We start from the raw sequence: 17,235 nt of genomic DNA, 5'->3' as shown, positions 1-17,235 counted from the left end.
AGCACCCGGGCAGTGATGCGCATCACATCGACGGCATCCTCCGGGGCCGGGGTCACGAGCCCGTCAGCAGGGACTCCACCGCTCGGGCGGTGTCCGGGTGGCGGGCCGTCAGGGACGGGGTACGGGGTGCCGCGCCGGCCGGTGCCCACGGGGAGTCGCAGCCAAGCAGCTCCGCCAGCGCGTCGCAGGTCGCCGGGTGGGCGGGCAGCAGTGCCACGCCCGGCGCACCCCGGGGCGGCCCGTCCGTCGGCGCCCATCCGTCCACGCAGCCAAGGAGATCCGCGACCGCGTCGCAGGTCGCCGGGTAGGCGGGGAGCAGCGCCGCACCGCGTGGGGTCGGTGAGTGCGGGCGGGCGCGCGCGGTCGGGGCCGTCTGCGGTCGCTGTCGCCACGGCGGGACCCAGGCGTCCAGCGCCGCGAGTCGGGCCGGGAAGATCCGTCCCGCCTCGCGGATGAGCAGCGGGGCCAGCTCCGCGGCGTTCGACCGCAGGGTCGTGATGAGGACCGGCAGCCACGGGAGCAGGACGTCGTCGGGAAGTCTCCCGAAGGCGTTGGAGACGGCCTCCACCACCACGTCCGCCAGCCCCGGAACCGGTTCGAGCGCATGGACGAAACCGCTGAGGTAGCGCGGGTAGGAGGGCACCACCAGGGGGTTGGAGAGGAGTTCGTCGCAGCGCGCCCTCAGCTCTCCCCTGGAGAGGGTGCCGAGCTGCACCTGCGCCGCCCAGAGCAGTGCCGTCTTCGCCGGGTCCCGCGGGTGCGACTGCGCCACCGCCAGTTCGAGCTGTGTCCTGTCGCAGCCCAGCGACAGGGCCAGGCTCTCCATGCTGAAGAGGAAACCGAGCATCGCGGCCACCTGCCCCACCGTCGCGTCCTCGTCCCCGAACGCGGTGGGCAGCAGCGTGCAGTAGTGCGCGTATCCGGTTCTGACGAAGGACTCGATCCACGGTGGCAGGACCGGTTCGCTCGTGCGGTAGTACGCGAGGAGTCCGCGCACCCGGCGCAGTACCTCGGGCGCGCCGTCCACCGTGCGCTCGGCCGCCAGGACCTCCAGGGCCCGGGTGCCCAGCTCCTCGGCGAGCCGCCGGCCGCCGAGGTACAGCGTCGCGTCCGCGACCGCTTCCAGCACTTCCGCGGTCGTCGCCTGCGGCCCGTACGCGGTGCGGCGCAGGCGCTGCTCCAGGACCTGTCCGAGGCTCACGCCCTCGTAGCCGAGCTCGATCAGGGCCCGCTGGTGGGTGCCGAGCGACAGGTCCCAGGATTCCTGGATCGATCGCTCGCCGAGCCGCCGCTCTCCCATGATGGGGCGGGCGGCGCCGGGCGGCATCAGGCGGCGCAGCATCCACAGCACGTCGGAGCAGGACTCCAGCTCCGGCCGGGACGCCATGTCGAGGAGGGCCCGCCGCACCCCGCGCTGCTGGAGGTTCAGCTCCAGCGGCGCCAGCCGGTCGTACACGTCGCGCGCGAGGGGCGGCAGCGCGTCGTAGCCGACCTGGCCGATGCGGTCGCCGCCCATCATGATCTCGACGAGGCGGCGCACGTCCCGGCGCCCGGGCACGGAGTCCTTCTCGATGCAGGTGACCGCCGCGTCCTGGAAGTCGTACGGCGTCGGCTTGGCCCGGTCGCGCATGCCGGCCAGCAGGATCGAGGTCTCGAAGACGGCGATCGCGTCCGCCGTGGAGGCGAGGTAACCGCTGCGGCGGGCGGCTCGGACGATGTCCACGGACCAGCCGAGCAGTTCGGCCTCGTCCAGGGTGTCGACGACCGGTGGCCGCCGCAGGAAGCCCGAGAGACGGTCGTCCGCGCTCACCGGCGTGGCGGGGACGGCGGTCCCCGCCGCCGTCTTCCTCGGTCGGGGCTTCTTGGTACCGGCCTGGCCCTCCAGTCGGTACGGCTTCACGCCGGTGCGCTTGAGGTTCTTCGCCCACTGGGTCGCCGCGATCGACACCGAGCCGGAGGCGAGGCCGAACTGGGCCTCGATCGCCGTGTGGCTGGAGGGGATCAGCCCGTACTGCCAGCTCGTGGCGGTGCGCGGGGAGATCTCGAAGCCGTCGGCTCCGTGCACGCCGAACTCGTCGACGCGGCTCGCCGCGTGGAAGGCGCCACAGACGTAGAGGCAGTCCGCCGGGTCGGTGCCCGTCGCGGCCAGGTGCTCGCGCATCCGCGTCCACATGTACCGCTCGCGGTCCTCGTCGACGCGCACCCGGTCCCCGTCGCCCGGGGCGAGCCGGCGGAAGAGGCTGCCGATGAGGAACATCACCTGGCGGTACGTGTCGTGGTCGCTGTCGCCGAGCGGTACCTCGACGTACTGGTGCCACCACTCCGACCAGTGCCGGACCTTGCCGTGGCGCAGCAGGTGCTCCTCCAGCTCGGCGAACCGGGGCCGCAGGTCGCCGATCTCGACGCCGACGGCCTCGCCGTGGAGCGCGGCCTCCGGTTCGGTCCCGGCGGGCTTCGTCCCCGTGGCCGCCGTGCCGTCGGTGTCCTCGCCCGCGCGGTCGGGGTCCGCGGCCGGGTCGTGCCGGGTGTCCCACTGGAAGACGTGGTCGGAGGAGCGGTCGACGAGGATCAGCTCGACGCCGGGGGTGTCGAGGGCGTACGCGATGGCCTGGTACTCGGCGGACGCCTCGGTGATCGGCGCGACGACGGACAGCGGGGCCCAGTCGGGCGGGAAGCCGTCGATGTCGCCGGCGAACGCCTGGACGGCGACCGGGAGCCGGCAGTTGCGCAGCTCGGTCAGGAGCGGCGCCATGTCCTCGCACAGCTCCAGGTAGACGACCTTCGGCTGCTTCTCGCGCAGTCGTCGGGCCATGGCGAGCGCAGAGGCGGGTGAGTGGTGGCAGACGGGGAAGATCTCCAGCGGTTCGCCCGCCGCCCGGTCGACGTCGTCGACCATGCCGAGGAGGATGCCTTCCAGGGCGTCCGCTCCGCCGGAGAACTCCGCCGCCGCCTGGTGGAGTTGACCTCGCAGCGCGGCGAAGGGGGTTGGGGCGGCGCGGAGCTCGGGGGCCGCGCTCATGCCAGCTTGGCGATCGCGTCGCGGCCGCCCTCCAGGAACTCCGGCCAGGAGCCGCCCTCTTCCTTGCCGCGCGGCTCGACGACGCCGTGCAGGTACTTGTTGAGAATGGCCAGGTCCTCGGGCTCGCGGCGGGCGAGGGAGCCGACCAGCGAGGCGGCGAGGGTACGGGCGGTCAGGGCCCGCTCGCCGAAGAAGTTGCTGTGCAGGACGGCGTCCTCCAGCACACCGATCTGCTCGGCGGTGGAGAGCGCGGACTCCAGTTTCTCGTCGTCGCTGCCGGCCGCGGCGGAGGAGGCGCGCAGATCGGCGAAGCTCTGGAGGAGGACGTCGAGGAGGGTGGGCGGCACGTCCAGTTCGATCTGGTGGCGGCGCAGCAGCTCCTCGGTGCGGAAGCGGACGATCTCCGCCTCGCTCTTCTTGTTCGTCACGACCGGGATGCGGACGAAGTTGAAGCGTCGCTTCAACGCGGAGGAGAGGTCGTTGACGCCCCGGTCGCGGCTGTTGGCGGTGGCGATGATCGAGAAGCCGGGCTTGGCGAAGACGATGTTGTCACCGCCGCCGTCGCTGTCGAGTTCGGGGACGGAGACGTACTTCTCGGAGAGGATCGAGATCAGGGCGTCCTGTACGTCGCTGGTGGAGCGGGTCAGCTCCTCGAAGCGGCCGATGGTGCCGGTCTCCATCGCGGTCATGATCGGCGAGGGGATCATCGACTCCCGCGACTGACCCTTGGCGATGACCATGGACACGTTCCAGGAGTACTTGATGTGGTCCTCTGTGGTGCCCGCGGTGCCCTGCACCACGAGGGTGGAGTTGCGGCTGATGGCGGCGGCGAGGAGTTCGGCCAGCCAGCTCTTGCCGGTGCCGGGGTCGCCGATGAGCAGCAGGCCCCGGTCGGAGGCGAGGGTGACGATGGAGCGCTCGACGAGGCTGCGGTCGCCGAACCACTTCTGCGCCACCTCCCGGTCCAGGCCGTCGGCGCGCTCGGAGCCGAGGATGAACAGGCGGACCATCTTCGGGGAGAGGCGCCAGGAGAAGGGCTTGGGGTTGTCGTCGATCGACTCGAGCCAGTCGAGTTCCTCGGCGTACTTGATCTCGGCGGGAGCGCGGAGCAGGTCGGACATGCGAAGGGCCTTTCTGGGCAGGTCGTGAGGGCTGCGTCTCAGGTGAGGAAGGTCTTGAGTTCGTGCACGAGCTTGTTGATGTGGCCGGAGACCACCGGGGTGCCGAGCGCCTTGAACCGCTCACGGAACCAGGGGTTGACCTCCTGGCGTCCGGAGCTGGTCACCGAGCCGACGGGGATGAACCGCACCCCGGACCGGTGGACGGCCTCGATGCCCTCGAACAGCGGTTGCGAGCGGTCGAACTCGTAGAAGTCGGAGATCCACACCATGACGGTGTTCTTCGGCTCCGCGATCTTCGGCCGGGCCATGGCCATCGCCACCGGACCGTCGTTGCCGCCGCCGAGGTTGGTGCGGAGCAGCACGTCGAACGGGTCGTGCACCCAGGGGGTGAGGTCGATCGCCCGCGTGTCGTAGGCGATGAGGTGGACGTCCACCTTCGGCAGCCCGGCGAAGATCGAGGCGAGGATGGTGCAGTTGACCATCGAGTCGACCATCGAACCGGACTGGTCCACGACGACGATCAGCCGCTGGGGCGTGGTCCTGCGGACGGTGTGCCGGTAGTAGAGGCGGTCGACGTAGAGACGCTCCTCCTCCGGACTCCAGTTGGTGAGGTTCTTCCAGATGGTGCGGTCGATGTCGAGGTTGCGGAAGACCCGCTTGGGCGGGACCGAGCGGTCGAGCTCGCCGACAGTGGCCTTCTCCACCTGCGTACGCAGCACCTCGGCGACCTCGTCGACGTATCGCCGGATGAGGGACTTGGCGTTGGCCAGGGCGATGCCGGAGAGATTGCCCTTGTCGCGCAGGAGCTGCTCGATGAGGGACATGCTCGGGTTGAGGCGGGCGGCCAGGGCGGGATCGGCGAGCACTTCGCGCAGGTGCATGCGCTGGACGAGGTCGGCCTCGACGGCTCCGAGTTCGGCTCCGAGACCGCCGCCGGTGATGCCCGCTCCGGTGGCGCGTCCGCCGCGCAGACCGCCGGGCGGGCAGCCGAGAGCGCGCTCCAGCCAGCCGGCGTCCGACTGCCAGCGTGCCAGCTGACCGGCGGAGACCGTCCCGGCGCCGGTGGCGAAGACGTTGAGCAGTACCTTCGACGCGAGCGCCGCGCGCCGCACCTCGGCGGCCCGGTCACGCTCCCCGTCCGGATCGGGCTCGGGGGTCATCAGGCCGTCGAACTCGTCTGCCAGCTCCGGATGGCGCTGGACGACGGAGTCGACGGAGGCGCCCGGGTCGAGCAGCGCCGACGGCAGGCCGATGTCCTCGACGACGGCGAGGCTCGCGGATTCCAGGGCGGCCTGCTCCTCGTGGTCGAAGAGCCGGGCGAGGAGACGCCAGTAGAGGACCTGACGGCGGTTGTCGTCGGAGTCGGCGTCGCCGGGGGCGGCCGGGTCGGTGGGGGCTGGGCGGTCGGTCATTTCCGCAGCAGCCTTCCGGCTCGTTCGCGCAGGACGGCGACGGTGTCCGTGGCCGCCTTCTCCGCGCGGACACCGACCTTGTCGGTGGTGCCTCCGGCCCACGCGCCCGCGTGGACGGCGACGGCCTTCTTCCGCACGGTCGTCTCGACGGCGAGCGGCTGGAGGACGAACTCGCCGGCGTCCCAGCGGAGCAGGCCGATGCAGGCGCCCGACGCGGCGACCGTCTCCGGGGTGAGCGGACCCGCGGACGGGATTCGGTCGGTGTCGACGGCCAGCCGGTGCCCGGCGACCGCGAACACCGGCGGACCCTCGTCCTCGCGCTCCACCCCGTACCCCTCGATGAGGACGGGTACGGCGATCCGGACCGGGTGGCGGTCCAGCGGGGCGGTCACGGGGTCGGTCGCGGTGGACAGGATCACCCGGGCCGTGGCGAACGGGTCGGCGGGCTCACCCGCGCGGGCCCGCGCGTCGTCCCAGACGAGGTCGCCCTCGGCGGTGACGGGCATGGCGTCGAGCTCCATGGAGCGGCCCTCGCTCACCGCGGCGAACAGCGACATCCTCGGTCGGATCAGCTGCCAGAGTCCGGCGCCGACGACGGTGTCCGGCTTCGGTGCGGACACCGCGGCCCGCACCAGACGCGAGGCCGTGCCGTCAGCGGGCTCGAAGACCGCGTGGATCTGGGCCTGCACGGCCGTCGCGTGCTCCTGCACATCGACGCCGAGTGGCAGCAGACGCCCGGTCGCGGTGGATGTCGAAGGGGCGCGAGTGGCTCCCGGCAGGGTCAGCAGCAGCGCCCGTGACCACAGGTCGGCCCAGCGGCGCGCCGGGACGCGCTCCAGGGTGGCTCCGGGGCAGGACGCGGCGAGTTCGGCCGCGAAGCCGTCGAGCAGCGTGGCCTGCCTGCGCAGCAGTGGGTCCGGGAGCATCGCGGAGACCACCGGTCCGGCGCCGGCGACCAGCTCGTGGTCGATGCCCTGCCAGCCGGCGCGGGCGAGGTCGCACAGCCAGGCGCGGGCGGCTGCCAGCACGTTCGCCGCGGGCTCCTGCCCGTCGGCGGCGGGTGCCGTATCCGCAGCGGGCGACCGGCCGGTGACGTCCCCGATACGGGCCGTCAGGGCGTCGTGCACGGAGCCCATGAGGGCGGTGCGGGCGGCGGCGAGGGCGATGAAGTGCTCCTCGCCCGCGGCCCCGGCCTCGGCCTTCTCGGCGGCCTCGGCGACCCGCGACGCCAGTGGCGTGCCGGCGAGGGCGTCCACGATCGCGGCGAGGCCCTCGGCCTGAGCGGGCTGCGGGCGGAGCAGCCCGGCGAGGAGCACCTGGTCGAAGGCGTCCACGGCCGCGAGCGCCTCGTCGAGCCCCTCGACGGGGTCGGAGAGCAGATCCGTACGCATCAGGCCACCGCCCTCGTCGGCGGGAACCACTGCATCTCGGGCAGCGGCACGGTGACCGGCTCCCGCTCGAGATAGGCCAGGTGCCGCAGGAACCGGCTGAACACCGGGGCGGCGGCCGAGGTGTCGCCCTGTGCGGGCCGTGTGGCCGTCATCGCGGAGACGAGCACCTGGGCGTCGGGCTCCGCGCCGGGCGTCTCGGCCTTCAGGTAGCGGGCGACGCGCTCGGCCCCGTACTGCAGGACGGCCTCGCCGACGAGCGCGCGGATGTGGTTGCAGAACGTGCCGCGAGCGCCACCGCAGGGGCGGTTGTTGTTGGTGCTGCACGCGAACGCGAACGTCCCGGCGGCGATCGAGGACACGTACACGCGCCCTATGTCGGACCCGCTGGACACGACGCCCTGCAACCGCCCGTCGCCCAGCTCGACGAACGGCACCTTGGCAAGCTTCCTCGGTCGCGCGGGCGGTACCACCCGCGCCACGCTCGACCTCTCCCAGACCGACAACGCACTTCTCCCATGCACGTCAAAGGGGGTGTTCACGCCGGATCGGCGGAACAAGAGAGAACCTATCCCCGCCCACTGACAACGGCCCCGACACGGCAACGGAGGCCGCTGCGGTGGCTCTTCCCGACACTCCGCCGACCGTCCGCCCGCCCGCCCGGCGCCGGCCTTCCCCCGGGACGCGGCGTGCGCCGGATCGCCCGACGCGGCCCTCAGCGGTCAGGTACAGGGGCGCGCAACGCTGCATGGCGACTCCACTCGAAAGGCGGTGATCATGTCCCTTCGAGTCTGTCCGCCCGGGCCGCCCGCTTCGACCGGGATCTCCCCGGCCGAACCCTGAACGCACCCTGACCCCGCATCAGGGAATCGCCCCCGTCGGCGGCGACCCCCGGCACACGTACTCCCGCCCCTCGTCGGGCGGTTCACCACCAGTAGGCGGGGTACCTCGGTGCGCCGCGGCGGATCCGGGAGGCCGCGAACGCGGTCAGCACGAGCAGGACCGTGGCCCCGAACAGGAGCGGGACGAACCGGGCCGGTGCGGGCATCTGGAGCACGATGACGACGGCGGTCGCGCAGGCCGGGGAGTGCGGGGTCCGGGCCACTGTCGTCAGCGCCAGCGTGACGCCCGCGGCGACGGCGGCGGCCCAGGCGCTGCCGCCCGCCGCGGCGGCCACCGCGTACCCCGCGGCGGCCCCGAGCAGATGTCCGACGACCACGCTGCGGGGCTGGGCCAGGGGAAGCGCGGGAGCGCAGTGTACGAGCGCCGCGCTGGCGGCCAGCGGAGGTATCAGTACCGGCTCGTGGATCACGGCACCGATCGCGACGAGCCCGAGGAGGGCGGCCGTCGCGGCGCTGACGCTGTGGAAGGCGGCCACGGGCGTCGGCCGGGCCGGAGCCCGCCCGGCGATCCTCGGCCGGCGCGGGCCCCTGGCGGTGGCGACAGCGGAGGGCGCGGTGGCTGTTTCGGGCTGCAGGGCGGCGTCTGTACTCATGTGATGCGCGTTTCCGAGACGGGCGGCCGTTGGCCGGACGGGGCGGGAGTCGGGGGTGACGGTCGTACGGGACTCTGTGATCGACAGTCGGCCCGGTCCTGCGCCTGAGCCCGGTGCGGCGGCGCATCCGTTCACCACTCTAACCAGCGGGTTCGCGACGGAACGGGCGGGGGGACGGGGCGGGAGAGGGAGAGGGAGCAGGAAGCGGCGGACGACCCGCGACGGGCATCGAGCACCGGACGCCAGGCACCAAACACAGAACGCCGGACACACGCCACGCGGCACCCAGCACCCGGCACCCAGCGCCCGCCACCACGCGGCCTTGCCTCCAGGGCCGAAGGAATCAAGGATCTCCACATGAACGACGCCTCGTCCTCCTTCCACCTCCTCCCCGGCGCACCGGACTCCCCCGTCCTCCTCCACGTGCCGCACTCCTCCCGCGCGCTGCCCCCGGACGTCCGCGCCGACCTCCTGCTCGACGACGGAGAACTGGCCCGGGAGCTGGACCACATCACCGACTCCCACACGGCGGAGATCGCCGCCGTGGCCGCCGCGGCGGCCGGCGTGGCCCCCTGGCGGTTCGTCAACCGGCTGTCCCGCCTGGTCGTCGACCCCGAGCGCTTCCCGGACGAGCGGGAGGAGATGCTTGCCGTCGGAATGGGTGCGGTGTACACGCGTACGACGCACCGCGCCGCGCTGCGGCCGGCCGGATTCGACACCGAGCCCCTGATCGACCGGTACTTCACGCCGTACGCCCAGGGCATGACCGACGCCGTGGCCGAGCGCCTGGCGGCGACGGGGCGCGCGGTGATCGTCGATGTCCACTCGTACCCGGCCGCACCGCTGCCGTACGAACTGCACGGCGACGGACCCCGCCCGCCGGTCTGTCTCGGCACCGACGCCTTCCACACGCCGCCCGCCCTGCGGGACGCGGCACGGGAGGCGTTCGGCGGCTTCGGCGGTGTCGGCACGGACAGCCCGTTCGCCGGGACGTACGTGCCGCTGGCGTACTACCGCCTCGATCCCCGGGTCAGCGCGCTGATGGTCGAGATCCGTCGCGATCTCTACATGAGCGAGCCGGGCGGGCAGGCGGGACCCGGGGCGGCGGATCTCGGCGAGGCCCTGGCAGCCCTGGTCGACGCGGTGCCCTCCGCGCTCCCGGCGTAAAATGAGGCGGATGGACACACTCAGATACGAGCTGGTGTTCTCCGAGGGCACCGACTCAGGATCATCGGCCGGGGACGTCGTCACCGTGGAGCGCACCTCTGCCACCGGGCCCGGCGGCCATCCCGTCTACACCGATCCGACCGGCATCATCCGCGCGGAGATCAGCGACCAGGGTGAGGTGCGCGTCCTCGCCACCGGCGGCCACCAGGATCCGGCCCAGGGCGTCCGTGCCCGACCTCTCCCCGACGCCGAGGAGCGTTCATGACATCAGGCCGGAGGAGCGACCAGGACACGACCGAGCGGGGCAGCGGACGGAACGAGACCGAGGAGGAGCGGGCGGACCGGCGCTGGCAGGACCTCATCCAGGAGATCCGCGTGGCCCAGACGGGCGTCCAGATCCTCCTGGGCTTCCTCCTCACGGTGGTCTTCACCCCGCACTTCCAGGGCCTTGAGCAGACCGACAAGACGATCTACATCGTCACGGTCGTCCTCGGCTCCCTGGCGACGGGGGCGCTGATCGGACCTGTCGCCTTCCACCGGATCGTGGCGGGGCGGCGGATCAAGCCCCAGGCCGTCGTCTGGGCCGCGCGGCTCACCTTTCTCGGCATCGTCCTGCTCCTGGCGACGCTGACCTCGGCGCTCCTCCTCATCCTCCGGGTGGCCACGGACGACTCTTACGTGCCGTGGCTGGTCTCGGGGGTCCTCGCCTGGTACCTGCTCTGCTGGTTCGCCCTGCCGCTCTGGGTCCGGTTCCGCTACACGAGCCGTGAGTGACACCGGACCCGCCGAGGTGGGCAGCGGGCGTCGACGCGGACGCCGGACCCGCCGCCGAGAACGTCAGACGCGCACGCCGAGCGCCGCGGTGACGACGTCGCCTATCTCCTCCGTGCAACCGTCGAGGTAGAAGTGGCCGCCGGGGAAGACACGCACGTCGGTGTCCGCACTGGTGAAGCCGCTCCACTCCGCCGCCCGCGCGACGGGTACGACCGGGTCCGCGTCGCCGACCAGCACCGTGAAGGGGCAGTCGAGCGGCGGGCCGGGCTCCCAGCCGTACGAGCCGATCGCCCGGTAGTCGGCGCGGAGGGCCGGCATCGCCATCTCCATCACATCGGGGTCGTCGAGGACGCGTACGCCGGTTCCCCCGAGCCTGCGGATCGCCGCGATCACATCCGCGTCACAGGTCATCCGGTCGGCGGCCTCGGGGCGCAGGCCCGGCGCGCCCCGCCCGGAGAGGAAGAGCCGCAGCGGGCCGGGCGCGGACCGCGCGGCGAGCCTGCGCGCCGTCTCGTACGCGACCAGCGCCCCCATGCTGTGCCCGAAGAAGGCGTACGGGCGGCCCTCCTCCGGCTCCAGGGCGTCGGCGACAAGCTCGGCGAGGCGCGTGACGGACTCGACCGGTGTCTCGCGGTACCGGTCCTGCCGCCCCGGGTACTGCACGGCCACCACGTCGACCACCGGGCTCAGGACGCGCGAGAGCGGCACGTAGGCGCTGACCGCGCCGCCCGCGTGCGGGAAGCAGACCAGTCTGACCCCCTGCCCCGTGTCCTCCTGCGCCGCACCGAATCGTCGGAGCCACTCGATGTCCATTCCCGCTCCCTCGTGTTCCCGCTCGTGATCGCCAGAACCGGCAACTGGCACGCTCCGGGCCTGAGATCGGCACGTCGTGCATGCTGTCACAGGTTCCCAGGGGGCCCCGGGAATCGGTCCTGGTGACGGTCACTCCCGCCCACTGTCCGCGAATCACCCGGTAATTGACCGGCGTTCGCCCGGCCGGGAGGGCCCGTCCGCCGACCCGCCGGCCGGGAGGGCTCGCCCGCCGGCTCACCCGGCCCGTCCGGTCCGTCCGGCCCGGTCACCGGGCCTCGGGCGCGAAGGACAGCATGCGGGCCTCGTGCTGCGCGTCGTCGCCGTTCACGCCCCACGGCGTGATGACGATCCGCCCGTTCGCGTAGGCGAGGTTCCCGACGAACATTCCGGACTCCGTGGCCCGGGCCGACCCGGGATGCTGGAGCACCTGCTTCTTCGTGTCCGCGCCGCCCGGGCCGAACCGGATGACCCCGCCCGGCCGCTTCGACGAGGCCGCCTCGTAGACGAGGGCGAACGCGCCGCCCTCCGCGCGCAGGGGATAGAGGGTGCTGTCCCCGGACTTCACGCCCCAGACGAGCTTCCCGGTGGTGAGGTCGTAGCCACCGACCCGGTCGGTGCCCCCCAGGTAGACGGTGTCCTTGCCGACGGCGGTGCCCTTGCAGTGCTGCATGTTTCCTCCCGAGTCCCCCGCATCGGCGCAGTACTTGAAGCCCTTCGGCCGCGCGTCGATGGTGGTACGGAGCTTCCCGCCCGGCCCCAGGGCGACGACGCGCCAGTTCTCGGTGGACTCCACCGCGCGATAGGTCGTGAACACGACGGGGGCGACGGAGAGCATCTTGCCGACCTTCCAGCCGGGCTGGGTGCGGTAGCGCCAGAGCACCTTGCCGGTCCGCGGGTCGATCTCGCGGAGCTGGGAGTAGCCCTTGTCCCGGTCGACGCCGATCGCGCAGTCGGAGCTCACCAGGAGCCTGGCGCCGCCCGCCACGTTGGCGGGGTAGCACTTCCCGGGGTTCTCCATGGGGATGTCGAAGAGCTTGGCGCCGTCACCGACCCGGTACGCGGCGGCCTTCATGCTCTGGACGATCGCGAGGGTGCCGCCGCCGACCGCGCTCTGCACCGTGATCGTGCCGTCCATGGAACCGGTCTCGGTGAGCTGCTTCCGCCACCCGGCCTTCCCGGACTTCAGGTCGATCATCTGCAGCCGGTTGCACTTGTTCCCGTTCTGGGCCTCGCTGCTCTTGTGGACCACGACGATCTTGCCGTCGGGGGTCGGGTTGACCGGTGTCTCGCAGACGGGTGTGGGCAGCGGCACGCTCCACACCTCGGCCCCGTCCGAGAGGCGGTGGGCGACGACCCGCTTGTACACGGCCTGGACGACGGTGTCCCCGACGATCCACAGGTCGTAGAGCTTGATGTTGCGCCGGGGCAGATCGGTCCGGTCGTCGACGATCCACGCCGTGGCGTCGCCCGGCGTACGCGCGGCGTTGATCTCCTCCGTCGTCGGGATCCGCTTCGGTTGCGGCGTGGGGACCGCGGCGGTACGGGAAGGAGTCGGCGTCCCGGAGGGGCTGGGCGTGTTCGTCGCCACGGGCGTGACCGACCCGCCCCGAAAGCCGTCGGTGACGGCGTACACCACTCCGCCCGCCACCAGCACGAGCAGCGCGACGACCGTGGCGATCAGCGGCTTCCGCTTCCCGCCGAAGCGTCCGCGGCGGGGCGGCGGGGCGATGGGCGTGTAGCCCTCCGGGGCATACGGATTGACAGCGACCGGCTGCTGGGGCGCGTGTGGCGTGTACCAGGGGTGCTGCTGCGGCGGCTGCGTGTACGCCGGCTGCTGCGGTTGCTGAGGCGAGTACCCCGGCTGCTGCGGCGGGTGCGCGGGCTGTTGCGGTTGTTGAGGCGTGTACCCCGGCTGCTGCGGTTGCTGCGGTTGCTGTGGCGTGTACCCGGGCTGCTGCGGCGGCTGCGGCGTGTGCCAGGGCTGGTGCGGGTCCGACATCGCTCTCCTCCGCACCTAGGCCGCGGCGCGTTCCCCGGACGGGTCGGCGACCACGATCCGGATGTGCGGCGGGGCGTACTTGCGCGCCTTGTGGACCATCTTCGCCAGATCGAACTTCGCGCGCGGAACGGCGGCGTGGATCGGCGCGGGCATGGCCGGATCCCGCGGTACGGCGTTCGCACCGGCCGGCAGCGTCGCGCCGGGACGGAGCCGCGCGCCGATCAGCGCCCACGGGCCGTCCGGCGGTGTGACCACCACGAAGTGGGTGACGTCGGACCACGGCAGCAGCACGGTGCCGAACCGGGCGCCGGCCGCGTCGAACTGGAACGCGGTGCGTCGGTTCTCGAACCACGAGATGATGAAGGGGATCGCCGCGACGATGACCACGCCACCCTTCATGTCGAGCGCCCAGCCGAGCAGTGCGGCCAGAGCCACGACGCCCGCGATCGCCCCCCACAGGCCCGCCTGGTCCTTCGCGGAGAACGGGTGGGCGACCCGGTACCGCTCCCACCGCCCACCGCGGCGGGTGGGCTGTGTGCCGGACGCGCGATTGACCTGCGACATGGCGATGTGTCCCCTCTTGACGATGTGTTGGCCGGTCGCCGCCTGCCGGGAGGCGGTGTCCCGGGGACCCCGCCGCACCCGTCGGCCCTCGGCCCGGGCCCGGCCCGGGCCGTCCCTGTTCCCGGCGCCCGTCCGGCTCGTCGGCAACCGACACGACGTGGCACAGTCTGTCGAGGTGGCTCTGCGGTGCCGATGAAATCCTGCTGAAGCAGGGCCCTTGACATGCTGCGCGGGCGCGGACCGTTCGACAAAGGGCGGGCGGGGACACCGGAACACGGGGTCACCGGAACACGGGGACACGGGGACACGGGGACGGCGAAATGGACGTGGATTCAGTGGGTTCGGGCGGGACGGGGCCATCCGGTACGAGGGGCCGGCTGCGGATCGAGCTGCTCGGGCCGGTCCGGGCCCGTCACGGCGATGCGCCGCTCGCGCTCGGCCCCGTACGACGGCAGGCGGTTCTCACCGCCCTGATCCTGCGCGCTCCGGCCTTCGTGACGTACCGGCAGCTCCTCGACGACGTCTGGGGAACCGAACCGCCGGGTACGGGCCACCGGGTCCTGCCGAGTTACGTGTACGCACTGCGCAAAGCGCTGGACCCGGCCGGCGCCGGCCCTGACCTGTCGGTGATCCACGGTGGGCGCGGCGGCTACCGCTTCGTCGCCGACGGAGCGAGGACCGACCTCGACGACCTGGCCGAGCACGCGGCCGGCGCCCAGCGCGCGAAAGCCCTGGGCGACCTCGACACCGCTCTGGACCACGGCGGCCGGGCGCTGGAGCTGCTGCGCGGCGAACCGCTGCCCGGTCTGCCGGGGCCGCTCGCCGACACCGAGCGGCAGCGCCTCGCCGGGCAGCGGCGCGCCCTGCACCAGGACCTGGCCGAGTGCCTGGTCCTGCTCGGGCGCTACGCGGACGCCCTGGACGCCCTCATGGCGGCGCCCCTGGCCCAGCCCCACGACGAGCCGCTCGCCGCCCTGCGGATGCGCGCGCTGTACGGCGGCGGGCGACAGGCCGAGGCACTGGCCGTCTACCGGGAGACGCGGCGGGGGCTCCTCGACGAGCTGGGTGTGGAGCCCGGCGAGGAACTGCACCGCGTACACCGGGCGGTCCTTCGCCAGGACGACCGGGTCCTGCTCGGCGGAGGGCCCGGCGGCGCGGCGCGGGTCCACGCCGACGGGAGCACCGCCGCTCGCCAGGTCGCCCCGCTTCGGGGCGCCGCCACGCTCCGGGACCTCCCGGCCGGGCACCGGCCGGGAGGTCCCGGAGCCGGACCGGATCACCCGTCAGACCCCCCATCCGACCTCCGCGAGAGTGCTCGTCCCATGCCGGACCCACACCCCCGACCCCAGCTCCGACGGCGACCCGAATCTCGCCCCCGTCGCAACGAACTCCCCGGCGACACCGCCTGCCTGGTCGGCCGCGAGAGGGAACTCGCCCTCCTGACCGCCCCGGTGGCCCCCGGCGCGGTGTCCGTGATGACGGTCGACGGCACGGCGGGCGTCGGCAAGACCGCCCTGGTGGTGCGCGCCGCCTGGGCACTGGACGGGGCGCACCCCGACGGCTGCCTGTTCGTGGACCTGCACGCGTACGGCGCCGCGCACGAGCGCGTCGGTCCGCAGCGCGCCCTGCGCCGGATGCTGCGTGCGGTCCGCGGCCCCGGCGACGAACCGACGGACGCCACCGACGACCTGGCGGATCTGGTCACCTCCTGGCGTGCGGCCACGAGTACGCTCCGGCTGCTCCTGGTCGTCGACAACGCCCGCAGCGCCGAGCAGGTGCGTCCGCTGCTCCCCGCCGGGCCGGGCAGCCGGGTCCTGGTGGCGGGCCGACAGCGCCTGACCGGGCTCGACGCCGATCTGCGACTCACCGTGGAGCCGCTGGGCACGGGCGACGCGGTCGGCCTGTTCCGCGAGCTCCTCGGGGAGTCCCGGGCGGACCGCGAGCCCGAGGCCGCGCGCGAGCTGGCGCTGCGCTGCGGCGGCCTTCCCCTGGCGCTGCGCATCGCGAGCGCGCGGCTGCAGAACCGCCCGTCCTGGACGCTGGCCTTCCTCGCCGGCCGGATGTCCGACGACGTGCGGAGCCTCGGCGAGCTGCGGGCCGAGGACCGGAGCGTGGAGGCCGCCTTCCGGATGTCGTACGACCAGCTCACGCCCGAACAGCGGCGCGGCTTCCGCGCTTCGGGCACGGCGCCGACCACCCGCTTCGACGGGCTCACGCTCGCCGCCGCGCTGGGCCGTTCCCGTGAGGACGCCGAAGGTCTCCTGGAGGACCTGGTCGACGCGAGCCTCCTTCAGCAGCCGCATCCCGGCCGCTACCGGATGCACGATCTCGTACGGGCGCACGCGCGGCGGCTCGCCGCCGAGGCGGCCGGGGAGGCGGCCGCGGACCGCGCCGCCGTCCTGCGCCTCTACACGGCCGCCGGCCGGATCGCCGGGGACTGGGGGCCCGAGGGCTTCCCGGACGGCCACGACGTCACGGATTCGCCTTTCCCCGGGCGCCGGGAAGCCTCCGCGTGGCTGAGCGCGGCGGGCGGTGAGCTGGTCGGCGTGGTGGCCCACGCGGTCGCCGCCGGCGAGTCCGACCACGCCTGCCGGATCGCGGAAGCCCTGGTCGACCCCCTGACCCGCCAGGGGCATCACCACGAGTGCCGTGCCGCCCTGGAGCGAGCTCTCCCCTGCGCGGACACGGCGACCGACCGACGGATGCCGTCCTCGCTGCGCAACGCCCTGGGGATCGTCGACATCCATCAGGGGCGCTTCCGGCAGGCCCTGTCCTGGTTCACCGAGGCGCTGCGGTACGCCGGCGGTCGGGGCGACCTGCGCGACCGGGCCCGGGCGACCGCCGGGTTGGGCGCCGCGAAGTGGCCGCTGGGCCGCACCGAGGAGGCGGTGGCCCACCTGTCCGAGGCGGTGGAGCTGGCGGCCCGGCTCGACGACGACTGGCTGACCGTCACGGCGCACTGCAACCTGGGAGGGATCCACTCCCAGCAGGGGCGGCAGGAGGAGGCGCTCGGCCACTACGCCACGGCCCTCGCCCTCGCGGAGCGGAACGGCCGCCCCCGGACCCTCGCCGGCACCCTGTGCTTCGCCGCCGACGCCCATCTGGCCCTCGGCCGGCACGCGGAGGCCAGGCATCTGCTGCGGCGGGCGGGCGAGCTGGCCCGCGAGGCCGAGGACCTGCCGCTCCGCGCGGCCTGCCTGTCCCGGCTCGCCGCCGTGGAGCACCTACGGGGCGACCTGCGCTCGGCGGTCGACACCCACCACGAGGCCCTCTCCGTGCTGACCCGGCACCCGAGCACCTGGCTGGAGATGGGCGTCCGGATCCGTCTGGGCAGCACGTACGCGGCGGCGGGCCGTCACACGGAGGCGCGGCACCAGTTCCGCACCGCCCTCGCCCTGCCGGGCGCCGGCGAGCATCCACGGGAGTACGGCCTGGCCCGCGCCGGGCTGAGCGAAACCTCCGCGCCCCTCACCCGCTGACGGC

General features: G+C 73.3%; 13 protein-coding genes. 4 read left to right on the top strand and 9 right to left on the bottom strand.

The window, feature by feature from the left end; all coding sequences use genetic code 11:
- Positions 1 to 52: 52 nt before the first annotated feature.
- The 6 genes from OG361_RS35815 to OG361_RS35790 form a co-directional block, all read right to left on the bottom strand.
- Positions 53 to 3,019, bottom strand: a complete 2,967-nt coding sequence (locus tag OG361_RS35815) for a DUF5682 family protein (RefSeq protein WP_405860306.1) — start codon at positions 3,017 to 3,019, stop codon at positions 53 to 55.
- Positions 3,016 to 4,140, bottom strand: coding sequence for an AAA family ATPase (locus tag OG361_RS35810; RefSeq protein WP_384562655.1), 1,125 nt, complete (start codon positions 4,138 to 4,140; stop codon positions 3,016 to 3,018). Before OG361_RS35810 ends, OG361_RS35815 begins: the two co-directional genes overlap by 4 nt.
- A gap of 38 nt (positions 4,141 to 4,178) precedes the next feature.
- Positions 4,179 to 5,552, bottom strand: a complete 1,374-nt coding sequence (locus tag OG361_RS35805; RefSeq protein WP_384562657.1) for a VWA domain-containing protein — start codon at positions 5,550 to 5,552, stop codon at positions 4,179 to 4,181.
- Positions 5,549 to 6,973, bottom strand: coding sequence for a hypothetical protein (locus OG361_RS35800; protein ID WP_405860304.1), 1,425 nt, complete (start codon positions 6,971 to 6,973; stop codon positions 5,549 to 5,551). The genes OG361_RS35805 and OG361_RS35800 overlap by 4 nt, the downstream gene beginning before the upstream one ends.
- Positions 6,943 to 7,446 carry a hypothetical protein gene (locus OG361_RS35795; protein WP_405860302.1) on the bottom strand — a complete coding sequence of 168 codons (504 nt, stop codon included), beginning with the start codon at positions 7,444 to 7,446 and terminating at the stop codon, positions 6,943 to 6,945. Before OG361_RS35795 ends, OG361_RS35800 begins: the two co-directional genes overlap by 31 nt.
- Positions 7,447 to 7,865: 419 nt before the next feature.
- Positions 7,866 to 8,435 (bottom strand): HPP family protein, encoded by a 570-nt coding sequence (locus tag OG361_RS35790; RefSeq protein ID WP_405860300.1) that lies wholly within the window; start codon positions 8,433 to 8,435, stop codon positions 7,866 to 7,868.
- A gap of 357 nt (positions 8,436 to 8,792) precedes the next feature.
- Between OG361_RS35790 and OG361_RS35785 the strand changes: the two genes are divergently transcribed.
- The 3 genes from OG361_RS35785 to OG361_RS35775 are packed head-to-tail and all read left to right on the top strand — an operon-like array spanning position 8,793 to position 10,376.
- Positions 8,793 to 9,602 carry an N-formylglutamate amidohydrolase gene (locus OG361_RS35785; RefSeq protein WP_405860298.1) on the top strand — a complete coding sequence of 270 codons (810 nt, stop codon included), beginning with the start codon at positions 8,793 to 8,795 and terminating at the stop codon, positions 9,600 to 9,602.
- A gap of 10 nt (positions 9,603 to 9,612) precedes the next feature.
- Positions 9,613 to 9,867 carry a DUF6296 family protein gene (locus tag OG361_RS35780; RefSeq protein WP_405860296.1) on the top strand — a complete coding sequence of 85 codons (255 nt, stop codon included), beginning with the start codon at positions 9,613 to 9,615 and terminating at the stop codon, positions 9,865 to 9,867.
- Positions 9,864 to 10,376 (top strand): DUF6328 family protein, encoded by a 513-nt coding sequence (locus OG361_RS35775; RefSeq protein ID WP_405860294.1) that lies wholly within the window; start codon positions 9,864 to 9,866, stop codon positions 10,374 to 10,376. The genes OG361_RS35780 and OG361_RS35775 overlap by 4 nt, the downstream gene beginning before the upstream one ends.
- Before the next feature lie 63 nt (positions 10,377 to 10,439).
- Here the strand turns inward: OG361_RS35775 and OG361_RS35770 are convergent, their stop codons facing one another.
- From OG361_RS35770 to OG361_RS35760, 3 genes are all read right to left on the bottom strand, one after another.
- Entirely contained in the window at positions 10,440 to 11,189 is a 750-nt protein-coding gene (locus OG361_RS35770; RefSeq protein WP_405860292.1) for a thioesterase II family protein, read from the bottom strand.
- A 265-nt stretch (positions 11,190 to 11,454) separates the two neighbouring features.
- Positions 11,455 to 13,188 carry a PQQ-binding-like beta-propeller repeat protein gene (locus OG361_RS35765; RefSeq protein ID WP_405860290.1) on the bottom strand — a complete coding sequence of 578 codons (1,734 nt, stop codon included), beginning with the start codon at positions 13,186 to 13,188 and terminating at the stop codon, positions 11,455 to 11,457.
- Positions 13,189 to 13,203: 15 nt separating this feature from the next.
- Positions 13,204 to 13,752, bottom strand: a complete 549-nt coding sequence (locus OG361_RS35760; protein WP_405860288.1) for a hypothetical protein — start codon at positions 13,750 to 13,752, stop codon at positions 13,204 to 13,206.
- Positions 13,753 to 14,072: 320 nt separating this feature from the next.
- Here OG361_RS35760 and OG361_RS35755 point away from each other — a divergent pair, with 320 nt between their 5' ends.
- Positions 14,073 to 17,231 carry an AfsR/SARP family transcriptional regulator gene (locus tag OG361_RS35755; RefSeq protein WP_405860286.1) on the top strand — a complete coding sequence of 1,053 codons (3,159 nt, stop codon included), beginning with the start codon at positions 14,073 to 14,075 and terminating at the stop codon, positions 17,229 to 17,231.
- Positions 17,232 to 17,235: the final 4 nt, after the last annotated feature.

The sequence above is a fragment of the Streptomyces sp. NBC_00090 genome (assembly GCF_045160815.1).
Taxonomy (GTDB): Bacteria; Actinomycetota; Actinomycetes; order Streptomycetales; family Streptomycetaceae; genus Streptomyces.
The sequence above is the reverse complement of the archived record's forward strand: the minus strand, read 5'-3'. Positions and strand labels throughout refer to the sequence as shown.